General features: G+C 60.4%; 16 protein-coding genes and 1 riboswitch. Of the genes, 8 read left to right on the forward strand and 8 right to left on the reverse strand.

Translation table 11 applies throughout. From position 1 onward, the window contains the following. Positions 1-3 precede the first annotated feature (3 nt). On the forward strand, positions 4-1,164 hold the full coding sequence (locus B3229_RS07940) for a glutathionylspermidine synthase family protein (protein WP_048783595.1): 1,161 nt from the start codon (positions 4-6) through the stop codon (positions 1,162-1,164). Positions 1,165-1,194: 30 nt separating this feature from the next. Here B3229_RS07940 and ygiD read toward each other — a convergent pair whose 3' ends face one another. Continuing rightward, positions 1,195-1,977 carry a 4,5-DOPA dioxygenase extradiol gene (ygiD, locus tag B3229_RS07945; RefSeq protein WP_286870286.1) on the reverse strand — a complete coding sequence of 261 codons (783 nt, stop codon included), beginning with the start codon at positions 1,975-1,977 and terminating at the stop codon, positions 1,195-1,197. Between the two features lie 191 nt (positions 1,978-2,168). On the opposite strand from ygiD, the gene zupT reads away from it, so the two are divergent. After that, positions 2,169-2,936 (forward strand): zinc transporter ZupT, encoded by a 768-nt coding sequence (gene zupT / locus B3229_RS07950; protein WP_033752479.1) that lies wholly within the window; start codon positions 2,169-2,171, stop codon positions 2,934-2,936. A gap of 62 nt (positions 2,937-2,998) precedes the next feature. Here the strand turns inward: zupT and ribB are convergent, their stop codons facing one another. After that, positions 2,999-3,655, reverse strand: coding sequence for a 3,4-dihydroxy-2-butanone-4-phosphate synthase (gene ribB / locus B3229_RS07955; protein ID WP_033752483.1), 657 nt, complete (start codon positions 3,653-3,655; stop codon positions 2,999-3,001). Positions 3,656-3,763: 108 nt separating this feature from the next. Next, positions 3,764-3,911: riboswitch (FMN riboswitch) on the reverse strand. 418 nt (positions 3,912-4,329) lie between these two features. Between ribB and ubiK the strand changes: the two genes are divergently transcribed. Further along, positions 4,330-4,635, forward strand: coding sequence for a ubiquinone biosynthesis accessory factor UbiK (gene ubiK / locus B3229_RS07960; RefSeq protein WP_033752486.1), 306 nt, complete (start codon positions 4,330-4,332; stop codon positions 4,633-4,635). 37 nt (positions 4,636-4,672) lie between these two features. On the opposite strand, the gene hldE is transcribed toward ubiK, so the two are convergent. The 3 genes from hldE to B3229_RS07975 all read right to left on the reverse strand — a co-directional run bounded on the left by hldE (position 4,673) and on the right by B3229_RS07975 (position 10,353). Further along, positions 4,673-6,097, reverse strand: a complete 1,425-nt coding sequence (hldE, locus tag B3229_RS07965) for a bifunctional D-glycero-beta-D-manno-heptose-7-phosphate kinase/D-glycero-beta-D-manno-heptose 1-phosphate adenylyltransferase HldE (protein WP_286870287.1) — start codon at positions 6,095-6,097, stop codon at positions 4,673-4,675. A 76-nt stretch (positions 6,098-6,173) separates the two neighbouring features. Then, complete coding sequence (gene glnE, locus B3229_RS07970) at positions 6,174-9,017, reverse strand: bifunctional [glutamate--ammonia ligase]-adenylyl-L-tyrosine phosphorylase/[glutamate--ammonia-ligase] adenylyltransferase (RefSeq protein ID WP_286870288.1); 2,844 nt, start codon at positions 9,015-9,017, stop codon at positions 6,174-6,176. Positions 9,018-9,042: 25 nt separating this feature from the next. After that, positions 9,043-10,353 (reverse strand): inorganic triphosphatase, encoded by a 1,311-nt coding sequence (locus B3229_RS07975; protein WP_286870289.1) that lies wholly within the window; start codon positions 10,351-10,353, stop codon positions 9,043-9,045. 207 nt (positions 10,354-10,560) lie between these two features. Between B3229_RS07975 and B3229_RS07980 the strand changes: the two genes are divergently transcribed. Both B3229_RS07980 and B3229_RS07985 read left to right on the forward strand, forming a co-directional pair. Then, complete coding sequence (locus B3229_RS07980) at positions 10,561-11,181, forward strand: TIGR04211 family SH3 domain-containing protein (RefSeq protein ID WP_033752493.1); 621 nt, start codon at positions 10,561-10,563, stop codon at positions 11,179-11,181. 169 nt (positions 11,182-11,350) lie between these two features. After that, entirely contained in the window at positions 11,351-12,583 is a 1,233-nt protein-coding gene (locus B3229_RS07985) for a multifunctional CCA addition/repair protein (protein ID WP_286870290.1), read from the forward strand. A gap of 18 nt (positions 12,584-12,601) precedes the next feature. On the opposite strand, the gene bacA is transcribed toward B3229_RS07985, so the two are convergent. Then, a complete protein-coding gene (gene bacA / locus B3229_RS07990) occupies positions 12,602-13,420 on the reverse strand; it encodes an undecaprenyl-diphosphate phosphatase (RefSeq protein WP_048783608.1) in 819 nt (272 codons plus the stop codon). 194 nt (positions 13,421-13,614) lie between these two features. Next, complete coding sequence (gene folB, locus B3229_RS07995) at positions 13,615-13,974, reverse strand: bifunctional dihydroneopterin aldolase/7,8-dihydroneopterin epimerase (RefSeq protein ID WP_033752500.1); 360 nt, start codon at positions 13,972-13,974, stop codon at positions 13,615-13,617. Between the two features lie 108 nt (positions 13,975-14,082). On the opposite strand from folB, the gene plsY reads away from it, so the two are divergent. Then, positions 14,083-14,694 (forward strand): glycerol-3-phosphate 1-O-acyltransferase PlsY, encoded by a 612-nt coding sequence (plsY, locus tag B3229_RS08000; protein WP_048783612.1) that lies wholly within the window; start codon positions 14,083-14,085, stop codon positions 14,692-14,694. Between the two features lie 183 nt (positions 14,695-14,877). Here the strand turns inward: plsY and tsaD are convergent, their stop codons facing one another. Then, on the reverse strand, positions 14,878-15,900 hold the full coding sequence (gene tsaD, locus B3229_RS08005; RefSeq protein WP_048783614.1) for a tRNA (adenosine(37)-N6)-threonylcarbamoyltransferase complex transferase subunit TsaD: 1,023 nt from the start codon (positions 15,898-15,900) through the stop codon (positions 14,878-14,880). Positions 15,901-16,181: 281 nt separating this feature from the next. On the opposite strand from tsaD, the gene rpsU reads away from it, so the two are divergent. Together rpsU and dnaG are read left to right on the forward strand one after the other, a co-directional pair. Continuing rightward, positions 16,182-16,397 carry a 30S ribosomal protein S21 gene (gene rpsU, locus B3229_RS08010; RefSeq protein ID WP_001144069.1) on the forward strand — a complete coding sequence of 72 codons (216 nt, stop codon included), beginning with the start codon at positions 16,182-16,184 and terminating at the stop codon, positions 16,395-16,397. Positions 16,398-16,515: 118 nt separating this feature from the next. Beyond that, positions 16,516-18,261, forward strand: coding sequence for a DNA primase (dnaG, locus tag B3229_RS08015; protein WP_048783617.1), 1,746 nt, complete (start codon positions 16,516-16,518; stop codon positions 18,259-18,261). Positions 18,262-18,449: the final 188 nt, after the last annotated feature.

The following is an 18,449-nucleotide window of genomic DNA, read 5'->3' on the forward strand; positions in this document are numbered from 1 at the left end:
GTTATGCAACGCATTGCAATCAACGAGCGTCCCGACTGGCGCGAAAAAGCCACGGAATACGGCTTTCGTTTTCACACCATGCACGGCGAGCCGTACTGGTGCGAAGATGCCTACTACCAGTTCACGCTGGCGCAGATAGATAGGCTGGAAGCGACCACGGCGGAGCTGCACCAGATGTGTCTGCAGGTGGTGGAAAAAGTGGTGGCCAGTGAGCAGCTGCTGGAAAAATTCCGCATTCCGAAGCACACCTGGGATTTCGTGCGCGACTCCTGGAAACAGCGCCAGCCGTCGCTCTACTCGCGCCTCGATCTCGCCTGGGACGGTCAGGGCGACGCTAAGCTACTGGAAAACAATGCGGACACGCCGACTTCGCTTTACGAAGCGGCCTTCTTTCAGTGGATCTGGCTGGAAGATCAGCTCAACGCCGGTCAGCTGCCGCCGGGCAGCGATCAGTTCAACAGCCTGCAGGAGAAGCTGATCGAGCGTTTCGCCGCGCTGCATCAACAACATGGCTTTCAGTGGCTGCACTTCGCCTGCTGTCGCGATACCGAAGAGGATCGCGGCACGGTGCAGTATCTGCAGGACTGCGCCACCGAAGCGGGTTTGCCGAGCGAATTCCTCTATATCGACGAGATCGGCCTCGGTGATAAGGGCCAGTTCACCGACGTGCAGGATCAGGTGATCAGCAACCTGTTCAAGCTCTATCCGTGGGAGTTTATGCTGCGCGAGATCTTCTCCACCAAGCTGGCGGATGCGGGCGTGCGCTGGCTGGAGCCGGCCTGGAAAAGCATCGTCTCCAATAAGGCGCTGCTGCCGATGCTGTGGCAGATGTTCCCCAATCACCCTAACCTGCTGCCCGCTTATTTCGCCGAAGACAACGTGCCGCACATGGATAAATATGTGGTGAAGCCGCTGTTCTCGCGCGAAGGCGCCAATATTCGCATCGTGGAAAACGGTCAGGAGATTGCGCGCGTAGACGGGCCTTACGGCGAAGAGGGCATGATCGTGCAGCAGTTCTGCCCGCTGCCGAAGTTCGGCGACAGCTACACGCTGATCGGCAGCTGGCTGATAGACGATCAGCCGGCCGGTATCGGCCTGCGCGAGGATCGCGACCTGATCACTCAGGATCTTTCACGCTTCTATCCCCACGCTTTTGTCGAATAAACAGAGCGGGCCGCTTCGGCCCGCCTTCGCTTAGCCTACCTGCACCGACAGCATGCTGATAGCGCCCATCTCAAGGCCGTCTACCGGCACGGTCACCGGCTCGCCAGCCTGACGCGCGCCCAGCACATAGAGCAGCGGCAGATAGTGTTCCGGCGTCGGGTTCGACAGCGCGGCATCCGGATGCTGCATAAAATTCACCAGCGGATGCGCCTCGGTGTCGCCCTGATAGTCCAGGTTATCCCGTACGAACTGATTGAAGCGCTGCGCCCAGGGCCAGGCTTCCGCCGTTTCGTCCCAGCGCACCTTGCGCAGGTTATGCACCACGTTGCCGCTGGCAACGATCATCACGCCGCTGTCGCGCAGCGCCGCCAGCTTTTTGCCCTGCTCAAAGTGCCAGGCGGCCGGCTGCGTCGCATCGACGCTCAGCTGCACCACCGGAATATCGGCGTCTGGATACATCTTGATCAGCACGCCCCAGGAGCCGTGATCGAACCCCCACTCGTGGTCGAAGCGCACCGGCGTTGGCGCGAGCGCATCGGCGATCTCCTGCGCCAGTGCGGGCGAGCCCGGCGCCGGATAGCGCGTGTCGAACAGCGCCTGCGGGAAGCCGCCGAAGTCGTGAATGGTGCGCGGATCTTCCATCGCCGTGACCGCCGTGCCGCGCGTGTACCAGTGCGCCGATACCGCGATAATGGCGCGCGGGCGCGGCAGCGTCTCGCCTGCATGACGCCAGGCCTGGGTGTAGCGGTTCTCTTCCAGCACGTTCATCGGGCTGCCGTGACCTAAAAACAGCGCGGGCATCGTCTGTTGCATTGTTCATCCTCACTTATTCTCAATGGGACAACGATACGCCCTTTAACAGTGCCGGAAACGCGCATAAGCATGATGAAGAGCATCAGTGGATTTGAATAACTTTTGGCCGACACTTCTTTACCAAAAATAACTCGATCTTCCGTAGGGTTATCGCTAACTTTATGCGAATGATTATCATTAAGGAGAGTGCGATGTCGGTCCCTTTGCTGCTTACCATTCTGGCTGGCGGCGCTACGTTTATCGGCGCGCTGTTCGGCGTGCTGGGTCAAAAGCCTTCTAACCGCATGCTGGCGTTCGCGCTCGGCTTCGCCGCCGGGATCATGCTGCTGATTTCGCTGATGGAGATGCTGCCGACCGCGCTGCGTACCGAGGGGATATCGCCGATACTCGGATACGGCATGTTTATGCTGGGCCTGGTCGGCTATTTTGCGCTGGATCGCCTGCTGCCGCATCAGCATCCGCAGGATCTAATGACGGCGCAGCGTCATCCGGCGAAGCTGCGCCGCACGGCGATCCTGCTGACGCTGGGCATCAGCCTGCATAACTTCCCTGAAGGCGTCGCCACCTATGTCACCGCCAGCAGCGATATGGAGCTGGGGCTGGGCATTGCGCTGGCGGTGGCGATCCACAACATTCCCGAAGGTCTGGCGGTCGCCGGTCCGATGTACGCCGCAACCGGCTCGAAAAGCAAAGCGTTGTTCTGGGCCTGCGTCTCCGGCATGGCGGAGATCCTCGGTGGGCTGCTGGCGTTTGCGCTGCTCGGCCCGATGATGTCGCCGGTGGCGATCGCCGCGGTGATGGCGGCCGTCGCCGGTATTATGGTGGCGCTGTCGGTGGACGAGCTGATGCCGCTGGCGCGCGAGATCGATCCTCATAACAACCCGAGTTACGGCGTGCTGTGCGGCATGACGGTGATGGGCGCGAGCCTCGCGCTGCTGCAGGTAAGCGAGCTGGGCTAAGCGCCGGCTACAAACAAAACGGGCCGCTAAGCGGCCCGTTTTTCGTTGGTCAGCAGTGCAGCTTAGCTGGCCTGACGCGTCTCATGCGCGCGGCGATACGCCACCAGGTCTTCAATGGTGACGACCGGCATATTGTTCGCTTTGGCAAAGGTGATAGCTTCCGGCGCGTGCGCCATGGTGCCGTCGTCATTGGTCAGTTCGCACAGCACGCCCGCTGGCTTAAAGCCCGCCAGCGTCACCAGATCGATGGTCGCTTCGGTATGGCCGCCGCGCGTCAACACGCCGCCGTCGCGCGCGCGCAGCGGGAAGACGTGGCCGGGACGATTAAGATCGCTCGGCTTCGCGTTATCGGCGATCGCTGCGCGAATGGTCGTAATGCGATCCTGCGCGGATACGCCGGTGGTGACCCCTTCAGCGGCCTCAATGGTCACGGTAAAACCGGTGCCGTAGGCGCTGGTATTGGTCTCCACCATCATCGGCAGCTCAAGCTGCTGACGGCGTTCTTCAGTCAGGCAAAGGCAAACAATGCCGCTGCCGTGGCGAATGGTGAGCGCCATCTGCTCAACGGTCATGGTTTCCGCAGCGAAGATCATATCGCCTTCGTTTTCGCGGTCTTCGTCGTCAAGCACCATCACGCCGCGTCCCTCACGGAGCGCAGCGACTGCACGTTCTACACGCTGTTCCGGCGTGCCAAATTCAGAAAGAAGCGTCTGATTCATGGTAATAAAACCTTATAAAATATATGAGTTACCAGAATCAGGGCGAGCTTAGGAGTGATGTCATCAAGACATGGCAATAACGCGAAGCGGGCGTAGCCCGGCAGATGTCGTTACCCTCTCCCATCCGGACTTTAACCGTCGGCCCCGGAATTACACCGGATCTGCTGACCTTCCCGTTGCCGGGAAGCGCTCGCGGGCTTTCAGCTCACGCTGATTTACCGCCGGTGGGGAATTTCGCCCCGCCCTGAGAATAAGCAAAATTACTATAGCGCCATTCAACAGGTCGGGCAATCAACAAAACCGCAAATGCTTTTGCATTTCAGGCTGTAGATGAGGCTCAACAGCGGCAGACAGGGTCCGAAGAGCAAAGCGTCTCGCGTCAGGGACAAAAACGCAGGGAGCGTTTTTGAACAACGCAGCGCGTTGGCCCGGCGACGGGCGCACCTCAAGGATGAGGTGCGTATTTACGCGAGCCGAGCGGGCAAGGATGCCGGGTTTTGCGTCTTTGCGATCGGACCCTGTCTGCCGCCTGGCGCATTATTCATCACCGCGTACGTTTTGCATTTCCTGCCATGTCGATTTCGGGTTTAACCTTTTCGTTTCAGGCATTACACTTATCCATTATCAGGATCCACCCCCTGCTGTCCCCAGCAACACGAAACCAGGAAATCATCATGATCGACACGAAAAAAATTGAACAACTTGCGCGTCAGGTGCACGAGGCGATGCCGAAAGGGATTCGTGAATTTGGCGACGATGTCGAAAAGAAAATTCGCCAGGTTCTGCAGGCGCAGCTGACGCGTATGGATTTGGTCAATCGTGAAGAGTTCGATGTGCAGACGCAGGTGCTGCTGCGCACGCGTGAAAAGCTGGCCGCGCTGGAGCAGCGTCTGGCGCAGCTGGAAAGCCATCAGCCTTCCGCGCCCGCTCCGGCGGTCGTTACGCCCGATCCGGCAGGCAAGATCGACACCCCGCAGTAAGCTTTAACGGCGGGCGCGGATGCGCCCGCCCGCATAACTACTCGCCGCGAATGGTTTTAATAATGTTGGTGGTAGAGATGCCGTCCTCAAAATTCAGCACGCGCACGTCGCCGCCGCTGGCCCACACCTCTTTGCTGCCCGCGATATCTTCCGGCTTGTAATCGCCGCCTTTTACCAGCAGATCCGGCAACACGCTGGCGATCAGACGCTGCGGCGTATCCTCTTCAAACGCCACGACCCAGTCCACCGCTTCCAGCGCGCCGAGCACAATCATGCGATTGACCAGCGGATTCACCGGACGGCTGCTGCCTTTCAGGCGCTTCGTTGAAGCATCGCTGTTGACCGCCACAATCAGGCGATCGCCCAGCTTGCGCGCATTGGCCAGGTAAGAGACGTGGCCGGCGTGCAGAATGTCGAACACGCCGTTGGTCATCACCACTTTCTCGCCGCGCTTGCGCGCTTGCTCGACCGCGATTTTCAGCTGCGCTTCGTTCATGATGCCGAAGCCCTCTTCCGGACGCGCATGAATGGCGTTTTCCAGCTCGACCGGACTCACGGTCGAGGTGCCCAGCTTGCCGACCACGACGCCCGCCGCCGCGTTCGCCATAAAGCAGGCATCTTCGAGGGAGTCGCCTGCCGCCAGGGTCGCCGCCAGCACGCCGATCACGGTATCACCCGCGCCGGTCACGTCGAAGACTTCCTGCGCCTGCGTCGGCAGATGTAGCGGCGCTTTGCCAGGCTGCAGCAGCGTCATGCCGTTTTCAGAGCGCGTCACCAGCAGCGCGGAGAGTTCATAATCCGCCACCAGCTGCATGCCGCGGCTGACGATCTCCTCTTCGTTTTTACATTTGCCGACCACCGCTTCGAACTCTGACAGGTTCGGCGTCAGCAGTGTGGCGCCGCGATAGCGCTCGAAGTCGGTGCCTTTGGGATCGATCAGCACCGGCACGTTAGCCTCGCGCGCCAGGCGAATCATGGTCTGCACGCTGGCGAGCGCGCCTTTCGCATAGTCGGAGAGCACCAGCGCGCCGGCAGTCGCCAGCGACTGACGCAGCCGCTGATGGATCGGCTCTGGATCGACCTGCTCGAACCCCTCTTCAAAATCGAGGCGCAGCAGCTGCTGGTTGCGCGACAGCACGCGCAGTTTGGTAATGGTGGGATGGGTTTTGACCGCCACGAAGTCACAGCGAACGTTGACGTTTTTCAGCGTTTCGCTCAGCACGCGCGCCGCGTCATCTTCGCCGGTTAAACCGATCAGCTGCGAGGCGGCGCCCAGCGCTGCAATGTTCATCGCCACGTTTGCCGCGCCGCCGGGACGCTCTTCGATAGCGTCCACTTTTACCACCGGCACCGGCGCTTCAGGAGAGATACGGCTAGTTGGGCCATACCAGTAGCGATCCAACATCACATCGCCTACGACCAGCACCGAAGCACGGTCGAACGCGGGCAAAGTAACTTTCATTCCAGACACTCCAGACTGCAGTAAAAATAGTGCGCGGATGATAGCACAGATGCGATCTGCGCTATCAACAGGCGCTTTAAGGTGCGGGCGGCGACGCCAGCCAGCGCTGCCAGCTCGCCATCACGGTTTGCCGCTCGACGACGAAGGCGTCCGGCTCAACGTGGCCGGGCAGCTCCTGCAGCGCCAGATGATGCAGCGCGTCGCGCAGCGTCACGTAGGCGTGCGTCAGCGCCTGCGCTTCCGCCTCCGGCATTTTGTCGTAGCGCGCCGCCAGTTCGAAAATGCGCACGTTATCGGACCAGCGCGTCAGCTCGGGCTGCTCGGCGGCCCAGGCTAAGACAAAATATTGCGCGATGAATTCAATGTCGGTAATGCCGCCCTCATCGGTTTTGATCTCCCAGCGCCCTTTGTGCCGGTTGCTGAGGTGCGCGCGCATTTTTTCGCGCATCTCGCGCACCTCTTTTTGCAGCGCCTCCGGCGCGCGCGGCAGGCAGAGAATGGCGCGGCGGATAGCGTTAAAGCGTCCCGCGAGCGCCTCATCGCCAAACACCACGCGGGCGCGCACCAGCGCCTGATGCTCCCAGGTCCAGGCTTCGTGGCGCTGATACTCGTCAAAGGCGTCAAAGGTGCTGACCAGCATGCCAGCTGCGCCGGAAGGCCGCAGCCGTGCGTCCACTTCGTAGAGGATCCCCGAGGCGGTGCGCGTGCTGAAGAGATGCATAATGCGCTGCGCCAGCCGCAGATAGAACTGACGGCCGTCGATGCTGCGCTCGCCGTCGGTGACCGTCTCTGCCGGGCAGTCATGCAGAAACACCAGATCGAGATCGGAGCTGTAGCCCAGCTCCCAGCCGCCCAGCTTGCCGTAGCCCAGCACCGCGAAGCCGCGCTCGCGCTCGTTTTTCAGATGCTGCGGCCGGCCATAGCGCTGCACCATCATCTGCCACGCCTGCTGCACCACCGATTCGATAATAGCTTCCGCCAGCCATGTTAAGTGATCGCTCACTTTCATAACCGGCAGCGTACCCGCAATATCCGCCGCCGCAATGCGCAGCAGCTGCGCCTGCTTGAACTGGCGCACCGCCTCCAGCTGCTGCTCTTCATCATCTACCGGGATGCGCATCAGATACTGGCGCAGCTCGTCGCGGTAGGCGTCGGTAGCGGTCGGCTGATAGAGCGTGGCGGGATCGAGCAGCTCATCCAGCAGCAGCGGATAGCGCGCCAGCTGGCTGGCGATCATCGGCGACGCCGCGCACAGGCGGATCAGGTGCCGTAGGGCGCCATGATATTCGGTAAGCAGCTCCAGATAGGTGCTGCGCGTCAGTACGCCCAGCAATAGCGGAACAAGGCGGCTGAAGGTGACCGCGGCGTCGTCGCGCGGGCAGACCTCGCTCAACAGCCGCGGCATCAGCTGGTCGATCGCCAGCCGTCCGCGCGGCCCAATGGTGCGGCGGCTGATGTCCTGGCGAAAATCGTCCAGCGCGCGATGCAGCGCCCGGCGCTGTTCATCGTCGAGCTGCGGCACCAGCGGCGCCAGCTCGGCATCTTCGAGCGAATCCTGCCACATGCCGCTGAATTCCAGCAGCTCCGGCTGATCGCTTATTTCGGGAATATCTTCGCCGATTAGCTCGTCGAAAATGGCGCGCACCGCCGCCATGTGCGTCTCAAGCTGCGCCGTCAGCGCGGGCCAGCTCTCGGCGTTCATCGCCCAGGCGAGCCGCGCGCGGTTAAGCGCATCGCCCGGCAGCGTCTGGGTCTGTTCGTCGTTGAGGCTTTGCAGCAGATTCTCCAGACGACGCAGAAAGAGGTAAGCGTCGCGCAGCGTCGCGACCTGCTCCGGCGTCAGCAGCCCCAGCTCGCCGATGGCTGCAAGCGTCGGCAGCAGAGAACGCAGCTGTAGCGAGCGCTCACGTCCGCCGCGTATCAGCTGAAAGACCTGTACGATAAATTCGGTTTCGCGAATGCCGCCCGCGCCCAGCTTGATATTGTTGGTCAGCCCGCGCCGCCGCACTTCGCGGGTGATCATGCTTTTCATATTGCGCAGCGACTGGATCACGCTGAAGTCGATATAGCGGCGATAGATAAAGGGGCGCAGCATCTGCTGCAGCTCCTGGCTCCAGCGATCCTGATCGTCGCCCATCAGGCGCGCCTTGACCATCGCATAGCGCTCCCAGTCGCGACCCTGCTCCTGATAGTAATCCTCCAGCGCGGCGAAGCTCAGCACCAGCGGGCCGCTGTCGCCGAAAGGGCGCAGCCGCATATCGACGCGGTAGACGAAGCCGTCCATGGTGGGCTGATCCAGCACCTTGATCAGCCGCTGCCCCATGCGCGTGAAGAACTGAGCGTTATCCAGCTCGCGTCGTCCGCCGCGCGTCGCGCCGTTTTCCGGCCAGGCGAAGATCAGGTCGATATCGGAAGAGAAGTTGAGTTCGCCGCCGCCCAGCTTGCCCATGCCGAGGATCAGCATCGGCTGCGGCTCGCCCGCGCTGTTGCAGGGCGTGCCGAAATCCTGGCAGCACGCCTGGTAGACCCAGTCGCGCGCGCGGCCGATCAGCACCTCAGCCAGCACGCTAAGCTGCCGCAGGCTCTGTTCGGTGCTGGCCTCGCCCAGACACTGCATCCAGGCGACCCGCACCAGCATGCGGCGGCGAAACAGCCGCAGCGCGCGCATCAGCGCCGCCTCGCTGTCCACCGCGGTGAGATCCTTATCCAGCCAGCGCGCATAGTGCTGCCACTCCTCCGGCTGCGGCGCCTGCTGCTGGATCGCCAGCCACCATTCAGGATGACGTTGCAGGTTCTCGGCGATGAAATCACTGAACGCCAGCGCGGCGCGCTGCGCGTCGGTTAAGGCGTCGGCAGCGACGCCAAGGCGCTCGGCCGCGCTGGCCGCCTGCGCCTGTAATTCAGCGGGTAACTCTAACAACGTCTTCTCTCCCTGATGGGTCAGATCATCGTGGCGCGCTGCTGTTCAGCCAGAAAGCCGGCTGGCGGATCGCCTGGTTCGCCAGCGATCGCAGCCAGTGCTCCTGGTTTTGCGCAATAGACTGTTGCAGCTGCTGCCACGGCGCCAGCCAGACGGAAACGGCTTCCGCCGGGTAGGCGCCTGCCAGCAGATGCACCGCCAGCAGCTGACGCGACAGGCGCGTCGCCTTGTCGTGATATTCGTTCAGCTGCTGCACGTCGCTGAATGTCTCTTTGAGATCGGCTGCGATGCGGCTCAGCATGATGTCGCTGAAACGCTTGAAGGAGCCATCGAGCTTCGCCTGGTTTTTGGCATCGATCCAGCGCCGCCACTGCGACTCCACCAGCCAGTGAGTAAGCGCTAACTGGGTCTCTACGGAGAGCGACGAGAAGCTCAGCGCCTGCGCATCTTTCACCGGCTCGGCGAGAGTCTCTTCCAGCGTAGTGAGCTTCTGACGCAGCTCGCTGCTTGCCTTGCGCGGCACCAGCGCGCCAAATAGAGAGAAAGCCTGACGCAGCGCTTCCAGCGCCTCGACGACGCTGCGCTGCGCCTCGGCGTTGCCGCGCAGCCAGACCTCTTCATGGTATTGCCAGTGGCTCAGGGCGCTCGACATCGCGGTCACCATCCCCTCTTCCACCGTCGCTTTCGGCGCGGCCTTCAGCAGCGGGAACGGACGCAGCGGTCGTGGCGGATTGCCCTGCGCCAGCTGATAGCCGCGCGCCGCTTTGCTCAGGCTGCCGAGACGCAGGCCGCCGATGGCGACCAGCTTGCGGGCGAAGGTCATCATGTCGCCGCGCTGGCCGCTTTTCAGCTCCAGCTCCACTTCAAACAGATCTTCGCTCAGCGTCTCTGTGGCGACCGCACCGCAATCGAACGCCACTTCCACTTCGCTTTCGCCTACCTGAACCAGCCAGGTTTCGCGCTGGAAATGGGTGCTAAAGAGCGGCTGCAGGCGCTGCTGCAGCGCGGCGACGTCGGTGCCCTGCGGCCAGACCTCGGCGGGCAGCCGCGCGATATCGAGCTTCGCCTCGGGCAGGTCGATGTTATATTCCGCGCGCTGATGCAGGCCGCCGAGCGTTTTCCCGGCGCTCTTCAGCGTCATCTCATAGTGACCGTCAACGCCGCGAATACGCAGGCCCATATCCCAGCGGCGCAGCTGGTTGTCATCTGTCTCAAAATAGATGTTGCTTAGCGCCCGCGCGGCCTGGTGCTGGTGCGGATAAGCGGCGAGAGTCTGCGCCAGCTTGCTGGCGACGTCAGGCGTGGCAATGAACTTTAGTTCGATTTCGATGGTCATAATTTTTTATTCAATACGCTGCTGGCACTTACGAGGATTATCTGGCGAAGAGTAATGCACTGAAGGCGGGCTGTCTCGGCTTTCTTTGCGCTTTCGCTACCCTTTTCGCAGGGAAATGAGACCAGGATAGTTCTCATTCAGATTTATGCGAGGCGGTTCCAGACTGTGCCGGTAAATTTACAGACCCCCAAGCTAAAACGACATCGAATGAAAAAAATTGTAATCGCAGGCCTTACCTTGCTGGCTATCAGCACGCTCGCACCAGCCCATGCAGATGAAAAACGCTACATCTCCGACGAATTATCCACCTGGGTTCGCAGCGGACCGGGCGATCAGTATCGCCTGCTCGGCAAGCTGAACGCGGGCGAAGAAGTGCAGCTGGTGCAGACCAACAACGATACCAACTACGGCCAGATCCGCGATTCGGAAGGCCGTACCGTCTGGATCCCGCTGTCGCAGCTCAGCGCCGAACCGAGCCTGCGCACCCGCGTGCCGCAGCTGGAGCAGCAGGTCAAAGATCTGACCGCGAAGCTGGGCAATATCGACAACAGCTGGAACCAGCGTACCGCCGAGATGCAGAACAAGGTCGCCAATAGCGACAGCGTCATCAACGGGCTGAAAGAAGAGAACCAGAAGCTGAAAAACGAGCTGATCGTGGCGCAGAAAAAAGTCAGCGCCGCCAACGTTCAGCTGGATGACAAGCAGCGCACCATCATCATGCAGTGGTTTATGTATGGCGGCGGCGTGCTGGGCGTCGGCCTGCTGCTGGGGCTGGTGCTGCCGCATATGGTGCCGCGCCGTAAGAAAAAAGATCGCTGGATGAACTAAGCTTTTTTCCCGCGTTTTGCGTTCCTTGCGCTAGGGGCATCCTTTGATGCCCTTTTCGTCATGCCTGCAATCTGGCCATTGTGTGCAACAATAGAGCAACAAGCGCGCTGAATGTTTAGCGGCGGATGTGCCGTCCGGCGCGCCTTTTTATTATCTCTGGAGTTGTTGAGTGAAGACGTATTTAGTAGGCGGCGCCGTTCGCGATGCGCTGTTAAAACTGCCGGTTAAAGACCGGGACTGGGTGGTGGTCGGCGCGACGCCGGAGGCGATGCTGGCGCAGGGCTTTCAGCAGGTCGGCCGCGATTTTCCGGTGTTTTTGCATCCGCAAAGCCGGGAAGAATATGCGCTGGCGCGCACCGAACGCAAAAGCGGCAACGGCTACACCGGCTTCGTCACCTGGTCCGCGCCCGACGTAACGCTGGAGCAGGATCTGCGACGCCGCGATCTCACCATCAACGCCATCGCGCAGCGGGAAAACGGCGAGCTGATCGATCCCTTTCACGGCGAGCGCGATCTGCAGGCGCGTCTGCTGCGCCACGTTTCCGACGCCTTTAACGAAGATCCGCTGCGCGTGCTGCGCGTGGCGCGCTTTGCGGCGCGTTTCGCCCACCTTAATTTCCGCATCGCCGACGAGACCCAGGCGCTGATGCGCCAGATGGCGGCCAGCGGCGAGCTGAGCCATCTCACCGCCGAGCGCGTCTGGAAAGAGACGGAGAAGGCGCTGACCTCGCGCAATCCGCAGGTCTATTTCCAGACGCTGCGCGACTGCGGCGCGCTTGAGGTGCTGTTTCCGGAACTCGACAGGCTATTCGGCATTCCTGCGCCGGCGAAGTGGCATCCGGAGATCGATACCGGCGTGCACACCCTAATGACGCTGACGCTGGCGGCGTCGCTGTCGGACGAGATCGATGTGCGTTTCGCCACGCTGTTCCACGACGTCGGCAAGGCGCTGACGCCGCCGGAGAAGTGGCCGAGCCATCACGGCCACGGCGCGGCGGGCGTGCCGCTGGTGGAGGCGCTCTGTCAGCGCCTGCGCGTGCCCAACGCCATTCGCGATCTGGCGCTGATCGTCACGGAATTTCACGATGTGGTGCATACCATCGAACGTCAGTCGGCGGACGCCTTAGTCGCGCTGTTCGATCGTATTGACGCCTGGCGCAAGCCGCATCGGGTTGAGCAAATCGCGCTGACCAGCGAGGCGGATGCGCGCGGCCGCGCTGGCCTTGAGAACATGCCTTATCCGCAGGGCGACTATCTGCGTCAGGCGTTCGCGCTGGCGCAGTCGGTGCCGACCAAAGCGGTTATCGAGGCGGGTTTCAAAGGCGCGGAGGTGCGAGAGGAGCTGACGCGGCGTCGTATCGCCGCCGTGGCGCAGGGCATTGCGGAGATGCGGCCAGCCTGATGGCTGGCCGCGCAGGCGTTACATAAAGATAGCGTAGACCGCTGCCGCAACGATAAAGCGGTAGATGGCGAACGAGACGAACGAGATACGTTTGATCAGCTCAAGGAAGGCCTTGATGGCAATCAGCGCCACGACAAAGGCGGTCACAAAGCCGACGGCGAACATCGGCAGATCGTTCATCGTCAGGAAACCGATGCTTTTATAGAGATCGAGGCCGGTGGCGCCCATCATCATCGGCACGGCGAGAATAAACGAGAACTCTGACGCCGCGTAACGGCTGACGCCCATCAGCATGCCGCCGGAAATGGTGGCGCCGGAGCGGGAGAAGCCCGGCCAGAGCGCGAGGCACTGGAAGCAGCCGATCATAAAGGCCTGGCGATAGGTAATATCGTCAATGCCCACTGCTTTCGGCTGTTTCGGCTTCAGGTATTCCGCCACCAGCAGCAGCACGCCGCCGACTACCAGCGCGTACATCACGTTGATCGGGTTAAACAGCGTTTTGATCTGGTCATGCAGCAGCAGCCCGATGACCACCGCCGGAACCATCCCCAGCAGGATATGGATCAGCGTCAGATGGCCGCGTCCGACCCCTTCATGCTTCACCTGGCCGAAGTGAATGCCGATTAATCCAAACAGACGACGCCAGAACATCACCACCACGGCAAGAATGGACCCGAGCTGGATCACCACTTCGAAGGTTTCCGCTTTGTCGCCTTCGAAACCCAGCAGGTGGCCGACAATAATCATGTGCCCCGTGGAGGAGACTGGCAGAAACTCCGTCAGCCCCTCCACGATGCCCAGGATTGCAGCCACCCAAAGCTGATGAATATCTGCCATCACATTTTCCTTATATCCGTTTTAAACCCATTAAAAAGGCGGTCGCGAGTCTGCTTCCGCCTGAAATTTTGCCATCGCCTGCCTGAGGGAAACCTTAAGGCTTTCGGCGACCTGTGCGTTTCACAACGCAACGGCGCCTGTTATGACAGACAATAATTTGGGTTGGTTTCATTGTGATGGCAATCACAACGTATTCATTTAGGAATAGTCCCGCGCTCAATGCGAACGCCTACCTGGTTTGCCTGCGCCACCGCGCCTGGTTTGGCGACTTTAATGCGCACGCCAGGCGTGCTGAAACGGGTCATCAGCAGGTCCGCGATTTCCTCCGCTACCCGCTCTACCAGCGCGAAGCGTGTGCCGCTCAGGTGCGTGAGGATCGCCTCAGAGACATCGGCATAGCTCAGACAGTCGTTTACATCGTCGCTGCGCGCCGCCAGCCGATTGTCCCACGCCATTTCGACATCGAGCACCAGCTTCTGCTGAATGCCCTGTTCCCAGTCGTAAACGCCAATGGTGGTGTACACCGTGAGTTGCTCGATAAAAACGATATCCATGATGACAGTCTCTGTTTTTGGCTAAGCCGGATACCACTTCCGGCATATAATGCGTATTATCCACGGTTCACGAAGACAAAACGACCCTAAAGGAAACGGTACGGTAATATGAGTGCTATCGCGCCTGGTATGATTTTTTTCGCGTATCTTTGCGGTTCGATTTCGAGCGCCATTCTGGTCTGCAAAATCGCCGGACTGCCCGATCCGCGTACTCAGGGTTCAGGTAATCCTGGCGCGACCAACGTGTTGCGCATCGGCGGCAAAGCCGCTGCGGCCTGCGTTTTGATTTTCGATATTCTCAAAGGCATGGTGCCGGTCTGGCTGGCTTATCTGCTGCATCTCGCGCCGCTTTATCTTGGCCTTACCGCTATCGCAGCCTGTCTCGGCCATATCTATCCGGTCTTTTTTCGCTTTCGCGGCGGCAAAGGCGTCGCCACCGCGCTGGGCGCTATCGCGCCGATCGGCTGGGATTTAACCGGACTGATGACCGGCACCTGGCTGCTGACGGTACTGCTGAGCGGCTATTCCTCGCTGGGCGCCATCGTCAGCGCGCTGATTGCGCCTTTTTACGTCTGGTGGTTTAAGCCGCAGTTCACCTTTCCGGTGTCGATGCTGTCATGCCTGATTTTGCTGCGTCATCACGACAATATTCAGCGGCTGTGGCGCGGGCAGGAGAGTAAAATCTGGAAGCGCAAGAAAGCGCGCGAAGAGAAAAAATAAAGACTTTTCTGTTTTACGGCCCGGAGCCGACGCGGGTGAGACGGCCCGATCGCAAAGACGCAAAAAGTGGCATCCTGCCAGCTCGGCCCGCGACATCCCTGTCGCGGAACGCTTTGCTCTTCGGTCCGTCTCACCCGCTTGCGAAGTTTAGCTGCCGTCGGTAAGAAAAATAGCGCCGTTATCTTAATGGCTTTCAATAGCCGGCAGTTCCGCCAGCGGCCAGCGAGGCCGTACGCTGACGCCCAGCCCGCCGCGCGTGCCGCCCTTCAGACGCACCATGCCCGCATAGGCGATCATCGCGCCGTTGTCGGTGCAGAACTCAGGACGGGCATAGAAAACTTCTCCGCCGCGCGCCTGCATCATCTGCGCCATCCGCTCACGCAGCGTGCGGTTGGCGCTGACGCCGCCCGCGATCACCAGCCGCTTAAAGCCGGTTTGCTCCAGCGCGCGCTTGCACTTGATCATCAGGGTATCGACCACCGCATCCTCGAAGGCGCGGGCGATATCGGCGCGCGTTTGCGCGTCGTCCGCATTCTCACGAATGGTATTGGCGGCAAAGGTCTTCAGGCCGGAAAAGCTAAAGTCGAGCCCGGGACGATCGGTCATCGGACGCGGGAAGGTAAAACGTCCCGCCACGCCCTGCTGCGCCATTTTCGACAGCATCGGGCCGCCGGGATAGTCGAGCCCCAGCAGCTTGGCGGTTTTGTCGAAGGCTTCGCCGGCGGCGTCGTCGATAGACTCGCCCAGCAGCGCATACTCGCCGATGCCGGTTACGCTAATCAGCTGGGTATGGCCGCCCGACACCAGCAGCGCCACAAACGGGAACTGCGGTGGGTTTTCCTCCAGCATCGGCGCCAGCAGATGCCCTTCCATATGGTGTACCGGAACCGCAGGCACCTTCCACGCGAAGGCGAGCGAGCGGCCGATAGTGGCGCCGACCAGCAGCGCGCCGACCAGGCCAGGTCCCGCCGTATAGGCGACAGCGTCGATCTGCTGCGGCTGCAGGTTCGCCTGTTTCAGCGCTGCCTGAATCAGCGGCACGGTTTTGCGCACGTGATCGCGCGACGCCAGTTCCGGCACTACGCCGCCGTAATCGGCGTGCAGTTTCACCTGGCTGTAAAGCTGATTGGCGAGCAGGCCCGCTTCGTCATCATAGATTGCGATGCCGGTTTCATCGCAGGATGTTTCAATACCCAGAATTCGCATAGCGCTTACCCCTTACTTGCGGCGCGCAGTGTAGCATAGCCACGCCTGCGTTCGTCGACGCTTTCGCTGCAAAAAGTGATTTCGTGGCGCGCAAAGAGTGCGCTATACTCCGCACCCTTGAAAAAAACCGGCAGCCGCATCGGCAAACGCTCCTGTTGGTTCTTAATTGTCCATGGTGCTTTACAAACCGACTCGCGTTGGAGTAAAATGCTGCACCATTTTGAAATGTGCTGACGCCGCAGTCAGCAGCAAAAACCGAATTTTATCGAGGTGAGAGTTACATGCCGGTAATTAAAGTACGTGAAAACGAGCCATTCGACGTAGCACTGCGTCGCTTCAAGCGTTCCTGCGAGAAAGCAGGCGTTCTGGCTGAAGTTCGTCGTCGTGAGTTCTATGAAAAACCGACCACAGAACGTAAGCGCGCTAAAGCGTCTGCAGTTAAGCGTCACGCCAAGAAACTGGCTCGCGAAAACGCACGCCGCACTCGTCTGTACTAAGTACCTCCGGAGGTTCGCCTCCACCGCGTGTTAAACGCAGACAGAGTCAAGTAAGAGGCCGTGCTTTCCGAAAGGAAGCGCGGCTTGTTGCCGTTTATGAGCTGAAAAACTGGGGCTTATGGCTGGAAGAATCCCGCGCGTTTTTATCAATGATCTGCTTGCCCGCACGGATATCGTGGATCTTATCGATGCCCGCGTTAAGCTGAAAAAGCAGGGTAAGAACTTCCACGCGTGTTGTCCCTTCCACAATGAGAAAACCCCCTCTTTCACCGTAAACGGCGAGAAGCAGTTTTATCACTGTTTCGGCTGTGGCGCACACGGCAACGCCATCGACTTTTTGATGAATTACGATCGGCTGGAATTTGTCGAGAGTATCGAAGAGCTGGCGACGCAGCATGGTCTGGAAGTGCCCTACGAAGCGGGCAGCGGCCCGAGCCCGATGGAGCGCCATCAGCGCCAGAGCCTTTATCAGCTGATGGAAAACCTTAACGGGTTTTATCAGCAGAGCCTGACGCAGTCCAATGCGCGCGCGGCGCGCGACTATCTCAGCAACCGCGGCTTAAGCGCCGAGGTCATTGAGCATTTCGCTATCGGCTTCGCGCCGCCGGGCTGGGATAACGTTTTAAAGCGCTTCGGCGGCAATAAAGACGACCGCGAGTCCCTGATGGAAGCTGGCATGCTGGTTTCCAACGATAAGGGCCGCACCTATGACCGCTTTCGCGAGCGCGTCATGTTTCCGATTCGCGACAAGCGCGGACGCGTAATTGGTTTCGGCGGCCGCGTGCTGGGCAACGATACGCCCAAGTACCTGAACTCGCCGGAAACGCCGATTTTCCATAAGGGCCGCCAGCTTTACGGCCTGTATGAAGCGCAAAAGAATCATCCGCAGCCTGCCCGCCTGCTAGTGGTGGAAGGTTATATGGACGTGGTGGCGCTGGCGCAGTTCGGCATTGATTATGCCGTGGCGTCGCTGGGCACCTCCACGACGGCGGAGCATATCCAGCTGCTGTTCCGCAGCACCGATACCGTGATCTGCTGTTACGACGGCGACCGCGCGGGTCGGGAAGCCGCCTGGCGCGCACTGGAAACCGCATTGCCTTACATGAATGACGGACGTCAGCTACGCTTTATGTTTTTGCCGGACGGCGAAGATCCGGACACGCTGGTGCGTAAAGAGGGTAAAGAGGCGTTTGAAGCGCGTATGGAGCAGGCGATGCCGCTCTCCTCTTTCCTGTTCGACTCGCTGCTGCCGCAGGTCGATCTGAGCACGCGCGACGGCAAAGCGCGCCTGAGCACCCTGGCGCTGCCGCTGATTAGCCAGATCCCCGGCGAGACGCTGCGCATCTATATGCGTCAGGAGCTGGGTAATAAACTCGGCATTCTTGACGATAACCAGCTAGAGAAGCTGATGCCGAAGCTGGCGCCCAGCGGCGTAGCGCCGACAGCACCGCCGCTCAAGCGCACCACGATGCGCGTACTGGTGGCGCTGCTGGTGCAAAACCCGCATCTTGCGACGCTGGTGCCGACGCTTGAAGGTCTGGCGCAGGTAAAGATGGCCGGCCTACCGCTGTTTGCTGAATTAGTCAGCCGTTGCACCGAGAATCCTGGATTGACTACCGGACAGCTACTAGAGTTATATCGCGGAACAAATTTTAGTCAGACGCTTGAAACCTTGGCCACGTGGAACCACATGATAGTGGATGAGGAAGTTGAAGCGGTGTTTCATGATTCGCTGGCGAGTATTTACGACGCCGCGCTTGAACAGCGTCTGGAAGAGCTGATCGCTCGCGATCGCACCCAGGGTTTAAGCGCGGAAGAGCGCCGCGAATTCTGGACGTTAAGCCAGGCGCTGGCGAAAAAGTAGAATTTTCACTGGGTCAGAATGTTGCACGTAGTTTAAGGCGCATCTCTGGCCCATTCGTTTCTGGGGCAATGCGCCGCAAGCCGAGGCTAAGCGACGCGATAAGCGAAGCCGGAGACGTGACGAATTTAGCATTACGCAGCGCGCGCTGTTAGCACGACTGGGGCGACGAAGCCGGCCAGTTCAGAGCG

Origin of the sequence: Pantoea sp. UBA5035 (genome assembly GCF_002415245.1) — a bacterium.
In the GTDB taxonomy this organism is placed as follows: Bacteria; Pseudomonadota; Gammaproteobacteria; order Enterobacterales; family Enterobacteriaceae; genus Pantoea; species Pantoea septica.

What these genes read in the sequence shown, in the direction of transcription:
- B3229_RS07940 (WP_048783595.1), top strand. Translation starts at nt 4, where the DNA reads ATGCAACGCATTGCAATCAACGAGCGTCCCGACTGGCGCGAAAAAGCC.
- ygiD (WP_286870286.1), bottom strand. Translation starts at nt 1,977, where the DNA reads ATGCAACAGACGATGCCCGCGCTGTTTTTAGGTCACGGCAGCCCGATG.
- zupT (WP_033752479.1), top strand. Translation starts at nt 2,169, where the DNA reads ATGTCGGTCCCTTTGCTGCTTACCATTCTGGCTGGCGGCGCTACGTTT.
- ribB (WP_033752483.1), bottom strand. Translation starts at nt 3,655, where the DNA reads ATGAATCAGACGCTTCTTTCTGAATTTGGCACGCCGGAACAGCGTGTA.
- ubiK (WP_033752486.1), top strand. Translation starts at nt 4,330, where the DNA reads ATGATCGACACGAAAAAAATTGAACAACTTGCGCGTCAGGTGCACGAG.
- hldE (WP_286870287.1), bottom strand. Translation starts at nt 6,097, where the DNA reads ATGAAAGTTACTTTGCCCGCGTTCGACCGTGCTTCGGTGCTGGTCGTA.
- B3229_RS07975 (WP_286870289.1), bottom strand. Translation starts at nt 10,353, where the DNA reads ATGACCATCGAAATCGAACTAAAGTTCATTGCCACGCCTGACGTCGCC.
- B3229_RS07980 (WP_033752493.1), top strand. Translation starts at nt 10,561, where the DNA reads ATGAAAAAAATTGTAATCGCAGGCCTTACCTTGCTGGCTATCAGCACG.
- bacA (WP_048783608.1), bottom strand. Translation starts at nt 13,420, where the DNA reads ATGGCAGATATTCATCAGCTTTGGGTGGCTGCAATCCTGGGCATCGTG.
- folB (WP_033752500.1), bottom strand. Translation starts at nt 13,974, where the DNA reads ATGGATATCGTTTTTATCGAGCAACTCACGGTGTACACCACCATTGGC.
- plsY (WP_048783612.1), top strand. Translation starts at nt 14,083, where the DNA reads ATGAGTGCTATCGCGCCTGGTATGATTTTTTTCGCGTATCTTTGCGGT.
- tsaD (WP_048783614.1), bottom strand. Translation starts at nt 15,900, where the DNA reads ATGCGAATTCTGGGTATTGAAACATCCTGCGATGAAACCGGCATCGCA.
- rpsU (WP_001144069.1), top strand. Translation starts at nt 16,182, where the DNA reads ATGCCGGTAATTAAAGTACGTGAAAACGAGCCATTCGACGTAGCACTG.
- dnaG (WP_048783617.1), top strand. Translation starts at nt 16,516, where the DNA reads ATGGCTGGAAGAATCCCGCGCGTTTTTATCAATGATCTGCTTGCCCGC.